Genomic DNA, 18,570 nt, shown 5'->3' with positions numbered 1-18,570 from the left:
GGGGGCCTGCCATGCGCGTGTGAAATACCTGCTGATGCTAAGTTAATAATCAAATTAAAGAATATTGCGTTATTTATAATATGTCCTTTATGGATGTTATATAGCGATCTGAAAATGCAGGCTGTCCAGGTAGCGTTGCCCGGGCACGTCGCTGAGCAGGCGCTGGGTATAGGCGCTGGCAGGCGCGCGGAACAGCTGCTCGGCGGGGCCCTGTTCGACGATCCGGCCTGCCTGCATCACCACCACCTGATCGGAAATCTGCCTCACCACTGCCAGATCATGGGAGATGAACAGGTAGCTCAGGCCCAGTTCCTCCTGGAGTTCGGCCAGCAGGTCGAGAATCTGCTTCTGCACCGAGGCATCCAGGGCGGAAAGTGGCTCGTCGAGAATCAGCAGTTGCGGCTCCAGGGCCAGTGCCCGGGCTATCGCCACCCGCTGACGCTGACCGCCGGACAGGTGGGCGGGGCGGCTGCCCAGCAGCGCGACCGGCAGGCCGACGCGCTGCAGCAAGGTCGCTGCCCGTTGTCGCTGCGCGGTACGGTCGCCAATCGCGAAGGCGCGCAGTGGCTCACAGATGATCTGCTCAAGGGTGAAACGCGGGTTCAGCGAGGCGTAGGGGTTCTGATAGACCACCTGCACGCGACGGCGGTAATCACGCAACCGGGCTGCGTCGCGGGTCAGCACATCCTGGCCGTCGAACAGCACCGTACCGGCAGTCGCCTGCTCAAGGCGCAGGATCATGCGCGCGGTGGTCGACTTGCCCGAACCGGACTCGCCGACGAGGCTCAGCGTGGTGCTTCGCTGGATGTCGAATGACACCTGCGAGACAGCCGGCGGCAGATCATCGCGCCAACTGGCGAATTGCTTGCTCAGCCCCCGTACGCTGAGCAGCGGCGCCTCGCTCGCGGGAACCTGGCGCCTGTCTGGTAACGCCTGGGTGAAACTGGGGGCGGCATCCAGCAGCCGACGCGTGTAGGGGTGACGAGGGCGCAGGAAGATATCCTGAGTGCTGCCACTCTCGACGATCCGCCCCTGCTGCATGACGATCACCCGTTCGGCACGGTCCATGGCCACGCCCAGATCGTGGGTGATCAGCAACACGGCGATCTTCTGTTCGCGGGCCAGGCGCTGCAGGTGATCGAGCACCTGGCGCTGCACCGAAACGTCCAGGGCGCTGGTCGGTTCGTCGGCGATGATCAGCGACGGGTGATTGGCCATGGCGATGGCGATCAGTACACGCTGGCGCATGCCGCCGGACAACTCGTGAGGGTAGCGCCGGGCCAGCCGCTCGACATCGCGCAAACCGACCTGGGCGAGCACTTCCAGGCTGCGTGCTTGCGCCGCGTTGCGAGGTACGCCATGTACGGTGAGGGCTTCGATGACCTGCTGGCCGATGCGCTTCACCGGATCCAGAGACAGCGCCGGGTCCTGAGGCACGAAGCCGATACGGGTGCCGCGCAACTGCCGCCAGTGACGGTCGTCGAGCTGCTCCATGGCCTGGCCATCGAACTCGATGGTGCCGGCGCTGATGCGTGCATTGTCCGCCAGCAGGCCGATCAGCGCCGATGCGGTGGTGGATTTGCCCGAGCCGGATTCGCCGACGATGGCGACGAATTCGCCGCGGCCGATCTGCAGGTCGATGTCCCGGGTGGCGGGCTGCGCGCCTGTCGCGTCCAGGTAGTCGATCGACAGCCCGCTGACCTTCAACAGTGGGCGGCTCATCGCTGGTCTCCCCAGGTTTTCTGCATGGCGCGGGCGAGCTGGTTGGCGGCCAGCACCACGGCGGCTACCACCAGCCCCGGCAGGGTGGTGTACCACCAGGCGGCGACGATGAAGTTGCGCCCCTCGGCGATCAACAGGCCCCATTCCGGTTGCGGTGGCGGTGCGCCGAAACCGAGAAAGCTCAGTGCCGATACCGCCAGTACCGCGCCACCGAACTCCAGGGCCGCCAGTGCCAGCACCGGCCCCGCTGCGTGCGGCAGGATATGCCGGCCAATGATGCTCCAGTGCCCGACGCCGCTGGCGATGGCGGCTTCGACGAAGGTGCTGGCGCGCCAGCGCAGCACTTCACCGCGGGTCATCCGCGTGAAGGTCGCCACCGACGACAGGCCCACGGCCAGGGCGATATTGAGGGTGCCGAAACCCAGTACGGTGATCACCGCCATGGCCAGCAGCAGCGAAGGTATGGCCATCAGCACCTCGATCAGGCGCATCAGCAGGGCGTCCACACGGCCGGAGAAATAGCCCGAAAGCAGGCCCAGGGCGCCGCCTGCCAGCAGCGCGATCAGTACCGCCAGGGTGGTGGCGCGCAACGATAGACCGGCGCCATGCACGGTGCGCGCATACAGATCGCGGCCCAGGTGATCGGTGCCGAACCAGTGCTCCCCGGAAGGCGCTTGCAGGGCCTTGGCCGGCACCGCGAGCAGTGGGTCGATGCGGGTGAACAGGCTGGGGAACAATGCCCAGCCGAGCACCAGCGCCAGGACCAGCAGGCTGGCCAGCAACACGGGGCGCAGGCGCCACGGCCACAAGGTAAGGCTCGTCCGGGCCACGGGTGAAAGGCTGCTCATGGCGTCTTCCTCAGGTTGATGCGGGGGTCGAGCAGGGGGTAGAGCAGGTCCACCAGCAGGTTGACGAGGATGTAGATCAGCGCCGCCAGCAGCACCACGCCCTGCACCATGGGGATGTCCTGGCTGGCCACGGCGCCCTGGGCGAGGCGACCGATGCCATCTCGGGAGAACACCGTCTCGGTGACCACCGCACCGGCCAGCAGGTTGCCGATGATGCCGCCAGCCAGGGTCAGCAGCGGAATCGAGGCGTTATGCAGCACATGGCCGAACAGCACGCGGCGGCAGCTGACACCCTTGCTGCGCAAGGCGCTGACGAAGGGCTGGCGAATCACCCCGGCGATGGACCGTGACAGCACCTGGGCGATCACTGCCGCGGTGGGTATCGCCAGGGTCAAGGCTGGCAGCACCAGCGATGCGAGGCCCTGGTTGCCCATGGCCGGGAACAGGTGGATGCGGAACGACAGCCCCTGCAGCAACAGCAGGCCGACCCAGAAGGTGGGCAGGGAAACCGCCACCGAGGGCAGTGCCAGCAGGGTCTCCTGGCTCCGCGGATTGCGCACCAGGCTGGCCAGTAGCGCCAGGCCAACCCCGGCGGGAATCGCCAGCAACAGTGCCGCAGCGCTCAGCGCGGCAGTGCCGGGCAGCGCCTGCCAGAGTGTCAGGGTGACGGCCTTGCCGCTCTGGATCGAGGTGCCGAGGTCCAGTTGCAGGGCCTGCCACAAGGCGATGGTGTACTGCACTGGCAATGGCTCGTCGAGGTGATAGCGGGCCTTGAGGGCATCGATCTGCGCCTGATCCGCCGCGCTCATCTCGCCGCTCTGACTGAGCATGATGGTCACCGGGTCGCTCGGCAGTGCGTAGAGAATCACGAACGACAGCGTGAAGGCTGCCCACAGCACGAACAGCGCCTGGCCCAGGCGGGCGAGCAGCCCGTAGCCCTGAGCGAGGACGCGCCGTCGAGTGGCGGCAGACAGGTTCCAGAAAGTGCTCGCGATCATCGTGGTTCCAGCCAGGTATCGAAGAATTGCAGGCGGGTGGAGGCCTCGTAATGCAGGCCGTGAACCTGCTTGCCGAATGCCGTCACCGTGGCCGATTCGTACAGCGGCAGGATGTGGCCCTGCTCGACGAGCAACTGGCTGGCGCGCTGGATCAGCTCGCGGCGCTGCCCCGCATCGAGTACCGAGGCCGACGCCTGCAGCACTTCGTCGACCTCCGAAAACGGACGCTTGTTGACGTTGCGCCCCGAGGCGAAGAACACCGTGCGCAGTACGTCGGGGTCGGCACGGGTGAGGTTGAAGAACCACAGGTCGTAGTCGCCTTCGCTTTGCAGTGCGCTGGTCTGGCTGATGGTGGTCTTGTTCAGGCGCAGTTCGATACCGGCCTGGCGCAGTTGCTGCTGGATCAGTTCCAGCACCGGCGTCGAGGCCTGCCAGTAATCCACCCGGAACGACAGGCGCTGGCCATCCCGCGCACGGATACCATCGGCGCCGAGTTGCCAGCCGGCCTCGTCGAGCAGCCTTGCGGCGCCTTGCGCGTCGTGCTGCAGCGCCCCGGACAGGTCGTGATACAGCGGCGTGCTGCTGGCCAGGGCCGAGGTCGCGGGCTTCTGATAGCGGGAGATGATGCCCTGCAGTTCGCTGCGGTCGATGGCCTTGTTGAGGGCCTGGCGAACGGCGGTTTCCTTGAGCAGTTCGCGGGACTCGTTCGGCGCCAGGTTGAAGACGATGCCCGGGTTGGGGCGAGCGATGAACGGGATGCCCTGCGCCTCGAGAATGCCTTCGTCCTGCACCGCCACGCCGGTATTCACGTCGATCTGCCGCGACAGCAGGCTGCCCAGGCGCACCCCCGATTCCGGAATGATCACGAACTCGATGCCATCGAGCCAGGCACGGCCCTGATGGCCTGCCAGGGATGATGGCCAGGCGTAATCGGCGCGGCGTGACAGCTTCACGCTCTGGTTATGGGTAAAGCTGTCCAGTACGAAAGGGCCCGAGCCGACCAGAGCACCCTGGCAGCGTTCCTCGCTGGAGCGTTGCAGCGTGCTGGTGGCGAACAGGCCCAGACTCATGGTCGAGGTGGCCTGCAGGAACTGGGCGTTGGGCTGCTTGAAACTGACCACCAGGGTCAACGGCTCGGGTACCTCGATGCTCTGCAGCCCGGACAGATAGGTACCGCCGAGGGTGGCCAGGGCGCCGAGGCCGATGATCGCCTCGAAGTTGGCCTTGACCGCGGCAGCGTCGAGCGGCGTGCCGTCACTGAAGGTCACCCCCTCGCGCAGGTGGAAGGTGAAGCGCCGCGAGTCTTCGCTGATTTCCCAGCGCTCGGCCAGCCAGGGCACGATCTCGCTGGATTGCGGATCCTGATCGGTGAGCGAGTCGGTCAGTTGCCGCCCCACATTGAGCGCCGTGTTGTTGCCGGCCTGGTGTGGGTCGATGCACAGCGGGTCACCGTCGAAGGCGACCTTGAGTATCCCGCCGTGTGCCGGTGCCTTGGCCGCCGAGCGGGTGTCGCTTGGCGGCGCCGGGTCGCCACAGCCAGCCAGGCCGACGGCCAGTGCCAGGGTCGTCGTCCAGAAGAGAGGGCGGCGTGTCATGGAGGTCTCCCGTCAGGTCAGCGGTGGCGGTTCTGCCGATAGGGCAAGCCGAGGTTTTCGCGCAGGGTGGTGCCGGTGTATTCACGCTGGAACACGCCGCGGCGCTGCAGCTCGGGTACGACACCGTCGACGAAATCGTCGATGCCGGCGTGCAGGCCGGAGAACATCACGTTGAAACCGTCGGCGGCGCCACTGTCGAACCAGTGCTGCAGGTCATCGGCGATGCTCTGCGGGGTGCCGAGCAGCACGCGATGGCCGCCTGCAGTGAGTTTGTTGAACAGTTGGCGAACCGTCGGCCGTTCGCGACGGATCAGGTCGTAGACCAGCTTCTGCCGGCTGGGGTGGCTGTCGGTGCTGAACTGCTCGGGCGGCAGGGGCACCACCTCGTCGAAGGGCAGTTCGGAGAGGTCGTAATCCAGGCTGGCGAAACGCGAGATGCGGCTGAGGAAGGATTTCGGGTCGAGCAACTCCTGCAGGCGCTCGTACTTGGCTTCGGCCTCGGCCAGGGTCTTGCCGACCACCGGCGAAATGCCCGGCAGTACGATGAGCTGCTCGGCCGAGCGACCGAACTCGGTTGCCGCCAGATCCTTGATGGTGCGGTAGAACGCCAGGCTTTCCTCGACCGTCTGCTGGGCGGTGAAGATCAGTTCGCCAACCCGGGCGCCGAGGCGGATGCCAGCCTCCGAGGAGCCCGCCTGGGCGATCACCGGGTGACCCTGGATCGGCCTGGCCACGTTGAGTGGTCCCTTGACCTGGAAGTGCTTGCCCTGGTGGTCGAGCACATGCAGCTTGTCGAGGTCCAGCCAGGTGCCGGATGCCTTGTCCTGCACGAAGGCGTCTTCGCCCCAACTGTCCCACAGACCGCTGATCACGTCGAAGAACTCTTCGGCGCGCTCGTGACGATCACCGTACTGGCTGTGCTCGGCGCGATTGAAGTTCTCGCCACCGCCCAGCGAGGTCACCAGGTTCCAGCCCGCCCGGCCCTTGCTGATGTGATCCAGCGACGCGTATTTGCGTGCCAGGTTGTAGGGCTCGTTGTAGGTGGTGCTGCCGGTGGCGATCAGGCCGATGTGCCGGGTCACCAGGGCCAGGGCCGGGGCCAGGATCAACGGATCCCAGCGCACGCTGTTGGCGCCTTTCTCCAGGCCCGGGTCGAGGTCGACCTTGACCGTGTCGTTGAAGAACAGTGAATGGAAGCGCCCGGCTTCCAGCTTCTCGGCGATGTAGCGGTAATGGTCGAAGTCCAGAAAGGTGTCTTTCGGCGCTTCCGGCAGGCGCCAGGCCGAACCGCTCAACACGCCGGGTACGAAGGCGCCGAGAATGATCTTCTTGTCTGCTGTGCTCATGGCATTTTCCACGGGTTGGCCTCCAGCTGAGCCGGAGGCGATCAAGGGGTCAGAAGTTGTAGGCGAGGCGGGTGTACCAGTAGCCGCCATAGGGGTTGAACGGCGAGATGCTGCCGAAACGCGGGAAACCGTTGATGTCGCCGTTGGGGAAGGCGTTGTCGTCGGCGCGCACGTCGAACAGGTTGTTGGCGCCGACCGAGATGTCCAGCGCGTCGCTTGCCGCGTAGGTCACTTCCACATCGGTCAGCCACTTGGCGCCGTAGGTCACGTCGTACTGCGGGCTGGCGTCCCGGGCGACGACCTTGTCGTAACGGGTCACGCTGGCGTTCACGGTGAAGCGGTCGATCTGCCAGTCGGCGCTGAGGATCAGTTTGGTCTTCGGGTTGGCCGCGGTGAGGTAGCCCTGGGCCACCCGGTCGAACAGTTGCAGGTCGCTGCCCACTGCGCTGAGGGCGGCCGGGGTCTGCTTGATACCGTCCAGTTCGGTCTTGTTGTAGTTGAAGCCCAGGCCGTATTTGACGCGCCCGTAGCGGCCATGGTCGACGCGGTAGTCGGCGACCAGATCCAGGCCGCGGGTGGTGGTGTCGGCGGCGTTGGTGAAGTATTTCAGGCGGTAGCCTTCCCGGTAGCCGTTGGCCAGCAGGATATCGTCGACGCCGTCGCCGAAGAGAAAACCGGTCAGGGCGATGCGGTCGCGGATCTCGATCTGGTAGGCGTCCAGGGTGACGCTGGCCTGGGGCAGCGGTTGCCAGCTGAGGCCGAGGCTGATGTTGCGCGATTTTTCCGGTTTCAGGTCCTCCGCGCCGAGGGCGCGGGCTAGGGGCGAGTCGACCCGCACCGTCTTGGCCTCGACGAACTGCGCCACGCCATTCACGCTGGTGTACTGGTTGGCGGTCTGGGCATAGGTGGACTGCGACAGCGAGGGGGCGCGGAAGCCATTGCTCAGGGTGCCGCGCAGGGCGAAGGCCGGGGTGAACGCGTAGCGGGCCGAGAGCTTGCCGCTGGTGGTGTTGCCGGCGCTGTCGTCGTATTTCTCGAAGCGTCCGGCGACGCCGAGGAACAGCTTGTCGGTCGGCTCGAAACCCAGATCCACATAAGCGGCGTAGCTGTTGCGCGAATTCTGCCCCGCGTCTTCCGGGGTCAGGGTGATGGCGCCCTGGGCGCCGACCGCTGCCGGCTGGCCGGCCAGCGGCCCACTGGGGTAGACGTAGCCGCCGTTGATCCATGACAGCACGTCGTCGGATTCGGTCTTGTAGCGCTCATGGCGATGTTCCAGGCCCCAGGAGACCTGCAGCGGCGCGGTCAGACCGACCTCGAACGGGCGGCTCAGGTCGAGGTTGCTGGTCCACTGGTCGAACAGGTTGCTGTAGGTGTCGAAACGCGTCGGGCTGGCCGGGCCGAGTGAGGCGTTGAGGGTTTCGTCGGCGCCGGCCTGGCCCTCGGCGCGGCCGAAGGTGGAACTCAGGTCCCACGACCAGTCGGCCAGCAGGCCACGGGCGCCAGCCGCGACCTGGTAGTCGGTTTCCTCCAGGGTGTAGAAGGGTGCGGTTCCGTCCGGGTAGATCTCGGGGATGATATTGGTCGAGTTCGCCCGGCGGAAGTTCTGCCCACCACGGGCGTCACGCTGGCTGAAGGTGGAAAAGGAATACAGCGAAAGGTTGTCGCCGAGCGGTAGTTCGGCGTTGTAGGCCAGGTTGAAGCCCTTGATCTTGGGTAGCCCGTTGCGCTGCACATGGCGACTGGTCGTGTCGTTGCGCGCGTCGCCGGGGAAGTACAGGTTGCCGGTGGCCTCCTGGGAGCGCACCGCCGTCTGCTGCGACTTGGCGTCCAGCGACAGGTTGAGGAAACCGCCCTCGCTGCCGATGGCCAGGCCCTTGTTGAGGGTCTGGCTGAGCGTGTCGCCGTCGCCTTTGTAGTACTGCCCGTACTGGGTGCTCAGCGAGCCGCCATTGTCCTGCTGCTTGAGGATGATGTTGATCACGCCGGCGATGGCGTCCGAGCCATACTGCGCCGAGGCGCCGTCGCGCAGCACCTCGATGCGCTGGATGGCGCTGATCGGGATCAGGTCGAGATCCACCGGGTTGGTGCCGTAGGCCGCGGTGGAATCGAGGTTGATCACCGAGCTGTTGTGGCGCCGCTTGCCGTTGACCAGCACCAGCACGTTCGAGCCATTGAGGCCGCGCAGGCTGTAGGGGCGGGCAATGCTGTCGTTGGACGGCCCCGAGGGACGCTGGGAAAACGAAGGCAGGGTCTTCTGCAGCGCGGTGCGCAGGCTGCTGGAGCCGGTCTTTTCCAGTTGGCTGCTGTCGATCACGTCGATCGGCGCCGGGCTGGTGGTCACCGTGCGTGCTTCGCTGCCGCGCGAGCCGGTGACGATCACCGTATCCAGCTTGTCGTCGGTCTGTGCGGCGACGGCAGCGGCCGGGCTGATCAGGTAGCCGGCCAGCAGGGCGGGCGCCAATGACAGCACAGGGTAATTCAATGCGGATTTCATCCGTTTGCCCCTCATTCTCGATAATTGTTCAGGCGTCTGAGAGCCCGGTATTCGTGCTTTGCGCTGCACGGTGTGTTCGTCCTGATGGAGACAATCCCGGGTTTGCCCTGAGGGTCTTGCCTGATACTTCTCGTGCACGTACTGGCGCGCTGTCAGTTGCCGTTTGCAGGCAGCAGGGCGCCGTCGCGGCAACGTTGACGCGTTGCCGTTCAATGAATGGGAAGTTGTGTCTGACGGGTGGCTCGGTATCGTTAGAACAGGTGCTCTTTCATGCTGTTGAGTGGGGTTCGTTATTCATGTTCAGCCGCTCAATAGTTCGCTGAACTGTTTGTCCCACAGTGGGCGGACATCGACTTTCTGACGTATCAGGCCGCTCTCGTAGAACACATCGGCAACTTGCTGCTGGGCCTCTATGGCCGCATCGTCCACGGGCCTTACTCGCGCCGGCTGGCTGCGTTGTTCGAATTGCTGCAAATAGAGCTCCCGGGGAATGCCGGTGAGCGTTTCACTGCGCAATGCCCACTGTTCGGGGTGGCTCTCGATCCAGTCCCAGGCGGCTTTTTCACGCAGCAGAAAATCACCGATGGCTGCCCGTTTACCGGGTTTGGCCAAGGCGGTTCGGGTCGTGGAGATCAGGTAGTTGCCCGAGTAATAGCCCTCGGCGCTTTGCAGCAATACGCCGTCGAGGTTGGCCTCGGCATGAATCGCGCTGATGCCACCGGTCACCAGTGCATCGATATGGCCGTTCTGGAAGGCACTCAGGCCGTCCTGGGCCGGTAGCGGGATGGCCTGTACATCGGACAGCGCCAGGCCGTTCTGGCGCAGCATGTTGAGTACCAGATAGTGCGTGTTGGTGGCACGCACGTAGCTGATACGTTTGCCACGGAGGTCGCTGACCTGGGCAATACCACTGTTCCTCTTCACCACGATGCCGGTCTTGTTGTTGTCGCCGCTGTAGCTGGCGATCAGGGCCAGCGGAGCCTTGGCGATGCTGGCGAAGATCGGCGGGACTTCGCTCATGAAGGCATAGTCGAGGCTGTTGCTGGTCAGTGCTTCGAGCACCAGGTTGCCACCGGCGATATCGACCCATTCCAGAGGATAGGGCGCCTGTGCCTGACCGGCATCGTCGAGGAAATAGGCGATGGTGCCCTTGTAGCGCCAGACCCGCAGCGGCTGGCTGTCATCGGCTGCAGCCCAGCCGGGTAGCAGCCCGCCGGCAGTCAGAATGGCGCCATTGCGCAGCAGGGAGCGACGGTTGATGGTAGGCATGTGCTGGCTTCCCGCTCAATCCAGAAGGTCTGGTTGCTGGCGGATGATGCGATCCCACAGCGGCAGGAAGTTCACCCAGGCGAAGAACTCCCGGCGTGCCTTGGGGGCGCGGTCGGCAGGGTCGATTTCTGGCACCACCGGTTGCCCGGCGGCATAGGCCAGCAGGTGTGCCCGGGCGCTGTCATCCGCCTGGATGAAGCGCCACGCGGCGCTCTCGACGGTTTCGCCGGTGGCCCACAGGCCATGGTTCTGCCACACCAGCAGGTTATTCGCGGCGAAGTGCTCGACGAATGACCGGGTGACGATCTGGCGATCCTGCGCCAGCGCTCCATCGGCACTGCGCAGGGCATTGCGTGCGAAGATCACCTGATCATCGATGAAGGCCGACGACTCGGCGGTGATCGGCTCGAACAGGCGTCCGAACGATGACCAGACGCGGCCATGAAAGCCATGCAGGTGGGCGATGCCGACCACCTCGGGGCGTGCCCGCTGCAGCTCGTGGTGCAGATCCAGCGCGCTGGTGTTGAGCAGGCCGTCGCCTTCTACCACCTGGCCTGCGCCATCGACCCGCAGCAGGTCGGAAACACGAATCTGCGAGAACGCTACACCCAGCGGGTTGATCCAGTAATGGTCGGTTTCGATCGGGTCGCGGGCCGTGAAATGCCCGGCCACTCCCACTTCGAAACCCAGCTCGGCGAACAGCCGGTACGAGGCTGCCAGGCGCTGCTTGCGGTGCAGGCGTTCGGCCTGTGGATCGAGTTGTCCGGGCACCTCGGTAGACAGCAGCCGATTGTTGGCGTGGGGCAGCGAACGGATGCTGTGGATGGGCGGGAATTGCTCTCTGCTGGTCATTTCGCTGGTCTCGGCGCGATCGGGTGATGAGACGTCGATCGTTCAACGTCCCGCCATCTATCGAACACGGGGACATGACGGGAAGTGCAGCGTGCAACCGGGTATCCGACTTCCTCGCTCGCGTCATGCGTGTCGATAGCCTCCACCGGGTGAGGGGTCGGAATGATTAAAATCTACGGAAATTAAACTGGCTTGATAAATACTATTTCGATCTAAATATATTATTCTTTTAATTAATTATCTTTTTGTAGTTTTATAATTTTAATTAATGTATTGGTTGTGCCTGGAAGGCGAGGGTGCCGTGGTGGCGGCAGGCTTTTCTGCGCCCACGGGCGCGAAACCGTCGGTTGGCTTCTGCGCCGTGGGCGCATTGCTCAGCGCGACGGCCCGGCCGCCTGGCGACCCAACTTCTGATAAAGAGCGTCGAAGTCTTCCCGTGCCTGGGCGAGGCGCTGTTCGTCGCCGCTCGCCGACGCCTGCTCGAGTCGACGCGTCATGAAGGCTTCGGCCTCCTCGGCGTTGCCCGATTCGAAGGCGAGTACGCCGAGCTGGAACAGGCTATCGTCCACCTCGTCGGCAATATCGTGCCGGTGCGCGATCTCCAGCCTGCGCTCGAGAAAGGTGCGAGCGCTGTGCAACTGTCCGAGTGCATGGGTGTTCTGGGCCAGGTTGGTGATCACCGGGAGCAGCCTGTCGTCGTGGCTACCCACCAGCCGCTCGGCGCCTGCCAGTACCTCGCTGTTGATCTCCAGCGCCTCGGTGTAACGCTGGGCTTCGTGCAGGCAGTAGGCCAGCCGTTTGCGCACCCCCAGGCGCTGGGCCTCGCTCATGTCGGGGTCGGCGTCAAGCAGCACGAGCGCCGCGCCGTAGGTGTCGATGGCCGTGCTCCATTCGCCGAGGTCCTGGGCCTGGGTGGCCAGGCTGTGCGCGAATGGCCCGCGCTGTTGCGGCGACAGAAAGGCCCGGGCGTCGTCGATGCGCAGTGCCTCGAGCCCCATGGGCAGCGACTCCCAGGGGCGTCCGGCGCGGTGCAACACGAAGCTGCGCAGGTAGAGCAGGTGCCCGCGGTCTGCTGCGGCGTCGCCAGGAAGCTGGTTCTCGAGGTCGTCGAGCTCGGCCAGCGTTTCGCTGATACTGAACACGCCATGGGGATCCATGAGCTGCGCGTCGAGTTCGACCAGGCGAGCGTGTGCAGCCGAGATGGTCTCGGTTGGCGCCGAGTGCCTCGACCTCCACAGGAGGATGACCGGCACCACGACGAGTGCGACGATGAGCGCGTAGAACATGCGGATTCTTCTCGCAAAGGGGCTGGCGAGTATAGAGGCATGACAGGCCTTTGCGCCCGAATCTGACCCTAAGCCGGCAACGCACGCGCGGGGGCGGATCGCGGGGCGCCGGTCTGCTTGTCGGCATGGCGGTTGCCAGGTACCGGCAACCCCAGGTGGCCACGCAGCGTGCGCGCGGTGTAATCGGCACGGAACAGACCACGCTCACGCAGGATAGGCAGTACTTCGCCGGTGAAACGGGCGAATTCGCTGGGAGCGCCAACGTGGATATTGAAACCGTCCACGGCACCTTCGCGGAACCAGCGCTCTATTTCGTTGGCCACCGTGAGTGGCGAACCGACGAAGCTGGAGTAGGGCTGGCCGAAGCGCAGCGCGGTCTGGCGCAGTGTCAGGTGCTGTTCACGGGCCACGCGCTTGATGCGTTCGGCGTGGCCGCGATAGCCGTTGCTGCCCAGGTCGCCGAGATCGGGGAAGGGCGCGTCCAGCTCGTATTGGCTGAAATCGTGGTAGTTGAACGGGCGGCCCAACTGCACCAGGGCCTTGTGCAGGTCCAACTCGCCCTTGCGCTCACGCTCGATGGCCTGGGCCTGCTCGTCGGTGTCGGCGATGATCGGCTCGATACCCGGGAACAGCAGCACATGATCGGGGTTGCGCCCGGCTTCGGCGGTACGGCGCTTGATGTCCGCATAGTACTCGCGGGCATCCTCGAAGTTGTCCACGCCAGCGAAGATGCCTTCGGCGATGGCGGCAGCCAGGCCGCGGCCGGATTCGGACACGCCCGCCTGGAAGATCACCGGCTGCCCCTGGGGCGAGCGGGAGATGTTCAGGGGGCCGGTAACCGAAAAGAACTCGCCCTGATGATCCAGGCGGTGCTGCTTGGCCGGGTCGAGAAAGCGCCTGCTGGCCTTGTCGCGTGGGAAGGCATCGTCCTCGTATGAGTCCCACAAACCCTGTACTACCGCAACGTGCTCGTGGGCACGGCGGTAACGCTCGCCGTGGTCGATATGCCGCTCGCGGCCAAAGTTGCCTGCCGCACCCTCCAGGCCGGTGGTCACCACGTTCCAGCCGGCGCGGCCATGGCTGATCTGGTCCAGCGAGGCGAACTGGCGTGCAACGTTGAAGGGTTCGGTGTAGGAGGTGGTCAGGGTGGCCACCAGGCCGATCCGCTCGGTGGCGCCGGCCAAGGCGGAGAGCAGAGTCAGAGGCTCCAGGCGATTGAGAAAATGCGGTGCCGACTCCGGCGTGATGTAGGGGCTGTCGACGATGAACACGAAATCGAACCTGGCCGCCTCGGCAGCGCGTGCCTGCTGCCTGTACCAGTCGATGTCGATGCTGGCGTTGCCGGGAATCTCCGGGTTCAGCCATTCCTGCTGGCTGGTGCCGACGCCCGTGAGAATGGCGCCGAAATGCAGTTGTCGTTGAGTCATGCTGTTATCCCCTGGCCATGCCAGTCGCGAGTGAGGGTTAACACGGTGCATAGCGCTGGCGCAGTCGCTCAGCGCTGCGCTTCATGCGTCGTAAAACGGCTTGTGCAGCAATGGCGTGGTGCGGATGTCGGCAAGCGTGGCGGCGCCGGAAAGTTGCATGACGATGCGCAGTTCCTGCTCGAGCTGTTCGAGCACCCACTGCACCCCTTGCGAGCCATTGAGGGCCAGGCCGTAGAGCACAGGACGACCGACTGCGACCAGATCAGCGCCGGCGGCGATGGCCTTGAACACATCGAGGCCGCGCCGGATGCCGCTGTCGAAGATGAGCGGTACGCGACCCTTTACCTCGGCGGCCACTCGCTGCAATGAGTCGAACGCTGCCGGGGAGCCGTCCAGCTGGCGGCCACCGTGGTTGGAAACCTGGATGGCATCGACACCGTGTTGCAGAACCGAGCGGGCATCTGCCGGGGTGGTCACGCCCTTGACGATCAACGGCAGACCACCACTGTGCTGGCGCACGAAATCCAGGCTGTCCAGGCCGATACTGCTGTCGAATGCGAACTCGATCTTACGAGGTCGATTACTGGTATCTAGAAAGTTGCCGGGGGTTGGCATGCGCAGGTTATTGCGCCGGTCCTGCTCGCGATTACCGCCGACCGTCACGTCTGCAGTCAGGACGATGGCTTTGTAACCCGCAGCGTGCGCGCGCTGCAGCAGTTCGCGGTTGAAGCCGCTGTCGCGCGTCAGGTAGCACTGGAACCACTTGTCACCGTTGCTTGCCGAGGCAACTTGCTCGAGGTTCTGGGTCGAGACGGTGCTGACACCCAGCAGTGTTCCATAAGCAGCGGCGCCTTTTGCCGTGCCGGATTCTGCCGATGGGTGCGCCAGACCGTGCGCTGCCATCGCGGACACTACGACAGGTGCACGCAGTGGGCTGCCGAGGATTTTCGTCTCCAGGCTCTTGACCGTCTTGCCGGTCAGGATGCGCTGGTCGAGGAAGGCTCGGGAGAATGCCGTGCGGTTCTCCCGCAAGGTCTGCTCGTCACCGGCGCCCCGTGCGATGTAATCGAAGGCCGGGCGAGGAATGACCTCTGATGCGAGCGCTTCCAGTTCCAAAAGGTTGTAGGTTTTCGGCGCTTGCCGGGGAGTCGATGATTCTTTCATGCGGCGTGGGCTTTCTTTGAGTGGCGAGTGCTCGGAGCCCAGTGCCGACTGTGCCGCCAACAGGGCGGCACCTCCAGTGAGCATCCCCAGGGTGTCGCGTCTGCTTGGCGGCATCGTGGTGATTCCTGCTCAGGCGTTCTGGACTTTCTTCGCACTGCCTTGCTGCTCGACCAGGGCGCGAATGCGTGGCAGCAGATCCTGGCCGTATTCCGCCGCATCGCGCAGTTGCTCGAAGCCACGGAACAGAAAGGTGGTGATGCCCGCGTTGTAGTAGTCCAGTGCGGCATCGGCGACCTGATCCGGTGTGCCCACCAGCGAGGTGGAGTTGCCGGCGCCGCCGCTCAGGGCGGCGATCTCGGTCCACAGGCGCTTGTCGTGCACCTTGCGTTGGCTCGCCAGCTCGACCAGCCGTGAAGAGCCCGAGTTGCTGGTGCCGAAGTTCTTGTCGCGACGTTTGCCCTGGCGCAGATGAATCAGTTCACGGGCATCGGCCAGGATGCGCTCGGCGCGGGCCCAGGCTTCATCTTCGGTGGCACCGAGGATCGGCCGTAGCGACAGGCTGAAGCGGATATGCTTTTCGCGGCCGTATTTGGCCGCGGCCTTGCGCACCTTGGCGATGCGCTCGCGGACCTGTTCCAGTGGCTCGCCCCACATCATGTACACGTCGGCGTGCTTGGCGGCGACTTCCACCGCAGCGTCGGATGCGCCGGAAAAGTAGACCGGGACGTGAGGCTTCTGGACCGGCTTGACCAGCGTCAGATTGTCTTCGATACGGTAGTGCTCGCCCTGATGATCGAAGGGCTCGGTGCTCGTCCAGACCTTGCGCAAGATATCCAGATACTCCTCGGTGCGCGCATAGCGGGCGTCCTTGTCGAGGAAGTCACCATCGCGCTGCAGGTCACCGCTGTCGCCACCGGTGATCACGTTGATCGAGGCACGGCCACGGCTGAGGTGGTCGAGGGTGGCGAACTGCCGGGCGGCGAAGGTTGGCGCCTGGAAGCCCGGGCGGTGCGCGACCAGCAGGCCGAGCCTGTCGGTCACGGCGGCGACATAGCTGGCCAGAATCATCGAATCCGCCGCGCTGGTGTTGACCGCCAGCAGCGCCTTGTCGAAGCCACCGTACTCCTGAGCCTGGGCGAATGCCTTGATGAACTCGATGTCGACGGCGGGGCCACGGGCCGCTTGCGATTCACTGCCTTCCTGCGGGCCGATCAGGCCGATAAATTCGAGACTCATTGCGCGGAACTCCTGTCTGTTCGGTGGGTGCCGCGTTGATTGGCGCGGCCTCTGGATGCACGTCAAGGCAATGGACGGATACTAGGAAAGGCTTTTTGAACATGCAAAGAACGTATAAAAATATGCTTATGTTATTTTCTAAATCTATTAACCGGGGTGCGCAATCCGAGGTGCTCGCGCAGGGTGCTGCCCTGGTAGTCGATACGGAAGATTCCACGCCGCTGCAGCTCGGGCACCACCTGATCGAGAAAGCGCTCGGCGCCGCCTGGCATGTAGGGCGGCATCACCACGAAACCGTCCGCAGCCTCCAGTTCGAACCACTGCTGGATCTGCTCGGCGACCGTCTGCGGTGAACCGATGAACTTGGCGAACGCCAGGCTCGATGCGTACCAGCGGCCCAGCTGTTCGAGCGTCCAGCCGGCTTCGATGGCATTGCCGATCACCACGTCGAAGCGCCCCTTGCTACCGCGGATGTGCGCGCGGATATCCGGCACCGGCGCCTTGGGGTCGTGCCTGGCCAGGTCGTAGTTCATGCTCGCCGACATGAATGCCAGGCCGGCGATGGGCAGGATCCGCTCGTCCAGCTCGGCGGCCAGGGCGTGGGCCTGTTCATCGCTGTCGGCGATGATCGGGTAGAGGCCGGGCAGCACCTTGACGTCATCGGGCTGGCGGCCGGCGGCGACCACCTGCTCCTTGAATTCGCGGTAGAACGCTCTGGCCTTTTCCAGCGTCGACTGCACCGGGAAGACCACTTCGGCGTTGCGCGCCGCCAGCGACTGAAAGGCCGGCGACACGCCGGCCTGGATCAGCACCGGGTGCCCCTGGGGCGGGCGCGGCAGATTGAGCGGGCCACGTACCTTGAACCAGTCGCCCCGGTGGTTGGCGTAATGCAGCTTGCTGGCATCGGCATAGCGGCCGCTGGCCTTGTCGACCAGCAGGGCATCGTTTTCCCAGGTGTCCCAGAGAGTGCGCACCACATCGAGAAACTCGCTGGCCTTGGTGTAGCGCTCGGCGTGGCCGAGATGCTCATCCAGACCGAAGTTGCGGGCCTCGCCGTCGTTCACCGAGGTCACCGCATTCCAGGCCGCGCGGCCAGCGCTGAAATGATCCAGGGTGGCGAACTGCCGGGCCACATGATAAGGCTGGTGGTAGCTGGTGGAGATGGTCGCGCCCAGGCCGATGCGCGTGGTCAGCACGCTGAGCGCCGAGAGCAGCGCCAGGGGTTCGGGCGAACCGCTCGGTCGCCAGGTCACGGCGGCATCGAAGGCGCCGCCATGGATATCGTCCAGGGCCAGCTTGTCGGCCACGAACAGCATGTCCAGTTTGGCGGCTTCGGCCTGTTCGGCCAGGCGCTGGTAATAGCGGATGTCCAGCGCATTGCCGACTTCCGCTTCAGGCAGGCGCCAGCCCGCAAGGTGGCTGCCGGCATGGCTGACGAACAGCGCCAGGTGCAGTTGCCGGGCCATCAACCGGCCACCTGCGCGCGCACGCGGTGGGGGATGTCGTCGTCGGTGATCAGCACCCGTTCCATCACCCGGTCGACGTCACCGTAGTTGTAGACCGGGTAATGCAGCAGCGCGCGGTTGTCCCAGAACGCCACGGTGCCTGGCGTCCATTTGAAGCGCAGCTGATATTCCGGATTGCCGACTTCCCTGAGCAGTTCGGCGACCAGCGCGCGGCTGTCCTCGACGGACCAGCCGATCACCTGTGGCGACATCGAGAAGTTGATGAACAGTGCGTCTTCGCCGGTTTGCGGATGGGTGCGCACCAGCGGATGGGCGAGGATCGGGTAGCTGTAGCCGACCCTGTCCAGCGACGATTTGAAATTGTGGGTGACGTAGAGGTTGTCGATACGCGCTTTCAGTTCATCCGAAAGGCCGCGGTAGACCAGGCCGGCATCTGCCCACACGGTGTCGCCACCCAGCTCCGGCAGCGCTACCGCACGCAGCACCGCGCCCCAGGTTGGCTTGAGCATCCAGCTGGTATCGGTGTGCCAGCGACCCTTGCGTGCGTCGCCATAAGCCTCCTTGGCCTGGCTGGCGAGAATCAGGTGGGCCTGGGGTTTGTTGCGGTCTTCCTGGCGGGTGGTGGGGTGCACGTACAGCTCGCCGAACTGGCTGGCGAAGGCGATCTGCTGTTCGCTGCTGATGTGCTGGTCGCGGAAGAAAATCACCTTGTGGCGCAGCAGCAGCCCGTGAATTTCGTCACGCTGTCGCGCGTTGAGTGGCTTGCTCAGGTCGATGCCGCTTATCTCGGCGCCCACGGTGGGCTCCAGTGGCGTGACCACGAGCGTTTCGGTGAGCGCGACGACGTTCTCTGCGGGCATGGGGCTG

14 protein-coding genes are annotated in these 18,570 nt (G+C 64.7%); all 14 read right to left on the bottom strand.

The features are described from left to right. Positions 1–96: 96 nt before the first annotated feature. The 14 genes from BLR94_RS19270 to BLR94_RS19205 all read right to left on the bottom strand — a co-directional run bounded on the left by BLR94_RS19270 (position 97) and on the right by BLR94_RS19205 (position 18,563). Positions 97–1,722 carry a dipeptide ABC transporter ATP-binding protein gene (locus tag BLR94_RS19270; RefSeq protein WP_084307554.1) on the bottom strand — a complete coding sequence of 542 codons (1,626 nt, stop codon included), beginning with the start codon at positions 1,720–1,722 and terminating at the stop codon, positions 97–99. After that, on the bottom strand, positions 1,719–2,570 hold the full coding sequence (locus BLR94_RS19265; protein WP_084307555.1) for an ABC transporter permease: 852 nt from the start codon (positions 2,568–2,570) through the stop codon (positions 1,719–1,721). Before BLR94_RS19265 ends, BLR94_RS19270 begins: the two co-directional genes overlap by 4 nt. Continuing rightward, on the bottom strand, positions 2,567–3,568 hold the full coding sequence (locus tag BLR94_RS19260; RefSeq protein ID WP_084307556.1) for an ABC transporter permease: 1,002 nt from the start codon (positions 3,566–3,568) through the stop codon (positions 2,567–2,569). Before BLR94_RS19260 ends, BLR94_RS19265 begins: the two co-directional genes overlap by 4 nt. Next, the gene (locus BLR94_RS19255) at positions 3,565–5,163 is read right to left on the bottom strand and encodes an ABC transporter substrate-binding protein (protein WP_084307557.1); all 1,599 of its coding nucleotides are present in this window, start codon (positions 5,161–5,163) and stop codon (positions 3,565–3,567) included. The genes BLR94_RS19260 and BLR94_RS19255 overlap by 4 nt, the downstream gene beginning before the upstream one ends. A 17-nt stretch (positions 5,164–5,180) precedes the next feature. Beyond that, entirely contained in the window at positions 5,181–6,509 is a 1,329-nt protein-coding gene (locus BLR94_RS19250; protein ID WP_084307558.1) for an LLM class flavin-dependent oxidoreductase, read from the bottom strand. Between the two features lie 49 nt (positions 6,510–6,558). Further along, on the bottom strand, positions 6,559–9,003 hold the full coding sequence (locus tag BLR94_RS19245; protein WP_084307559.1) for a TonB-dependent receptor plug domain-containing protein: 2,445 nt from the start codon (positions 9,001–9,003) through the stop codon (positions 6,559–6,561). A 300-nt stretch (positions 9,004–9,303) separates the two neighbouring features. Continuing rightward, a complete protein-coding gene (locus BLR94_RS19240; RefSeq protein ID WP_084307560.1) occupies positions 9,304–10,272 on the bottom strand; it encodes an ABC transporter substrate-binding protein in 969 nt (322 codons plus the stop codon). 15 nt (positions 10,273–10,287) lie between these two features. Beyond that, positions 10,288–11,124 carry a class II aldolase/adducin family protein gene (locus BLR94_RS19235; RefSeq protein WP_084307561.1) on the bottom strand — a complete coding sequence of 279 codons (837 nt, stop codon included), beginning with the start codon at positions 11,122–11,124 and terminating at the stop codon, positions 10,288–10,290. A 374-nt stretch (positions 11,125–11,498) separates the two neighbouring features. Further along, positions 11,499–12,410, bottom strand: a complete 912-nt coding sequence (locus BLR94_RS19230; RefSeq protein ID WP_084307562.1) for a tetratricopeptide repeat protein — start codon at positions 12,408–12,410, stop codon at positions 11,499–11,501. Between the two features lie 68 nt (positions 12,411–12,478). Then, complete coding sequence (locus tag BLR94_RS19225; RefSeq protein ID WP_084307563.1) at positions 12,479–13,837, bottom strand: LLM class flavin-dependent oxidoreductase; 1,359 nt, start codon at positions 13,835–13,837, stop codon at positions 12,479–12,481. A gap of 81 nt (positions 13,838–13,918) precedes the next feature. Beyond that, positions 13,919–15,115 (bottom strand): alpha-hydroxy acid oxidase, encoded by a 1,197-nt coding sequence (locus BLR94_RS19220; protein WP_084307564.1) that lies wholly within the window; start codon positions 15,113–15,115, stop codon positions 13,919–13,921. 15 nt (positions 15,116–15,130) lie between these two features. After that, on the bottom strand, positions 15,131–16,237 hold the full coding sequence (locus tag BLR94_RS19215) for an LLM class flavin-dependent oxidoreductase (protein ID WP_084307565.1): 1,107 nt from the start codon (positions 16,235–16,237) through the stop codon (positions 15,131–15,133). A gap of 131 nt (positions 16,238–16,368) precedes the next feature. Then, entirely contained in the window at positions 16,369–17,703 is a 1,335-nt protein-coding gene (locus tag BLR94_RS19210) for an LLM class flavin-dependent oxidoreductase (protein WP_167359782.1), read from the bottom strand. Next, positions 17,703–18,563, bottom strand: a complete 861-nt coding sequence (locus BLR94_RS19205; protein WP_084307566.1) for a TauD/TfdA dioxygenase family protein — start codon at positions 18,561–18,563, stop codon at positions 17,703–17,705. Before BLR94_RS19205 ends, BLR94_RS19210 begins: the two co-directional genes overlap by 1 nt. Positions 18,564–18,570: the final 7 nt, after the last annotated feature.

Origin of the sequence: Phytopseudomonas flavescens (genome assembly GCF_900100535.1) — a bacterium.
GTDB classification, from domain to species: Bacteria; Pseudomonadota; Gammaproteobacteria; order Pseudomonadales; family Pseudomonadaceae; genus Aquipseudomonas; species Aquipseudomonas flavescens.
This window is presented reverse-complemented; position numbering and strand designations above follow the sequence as displayed.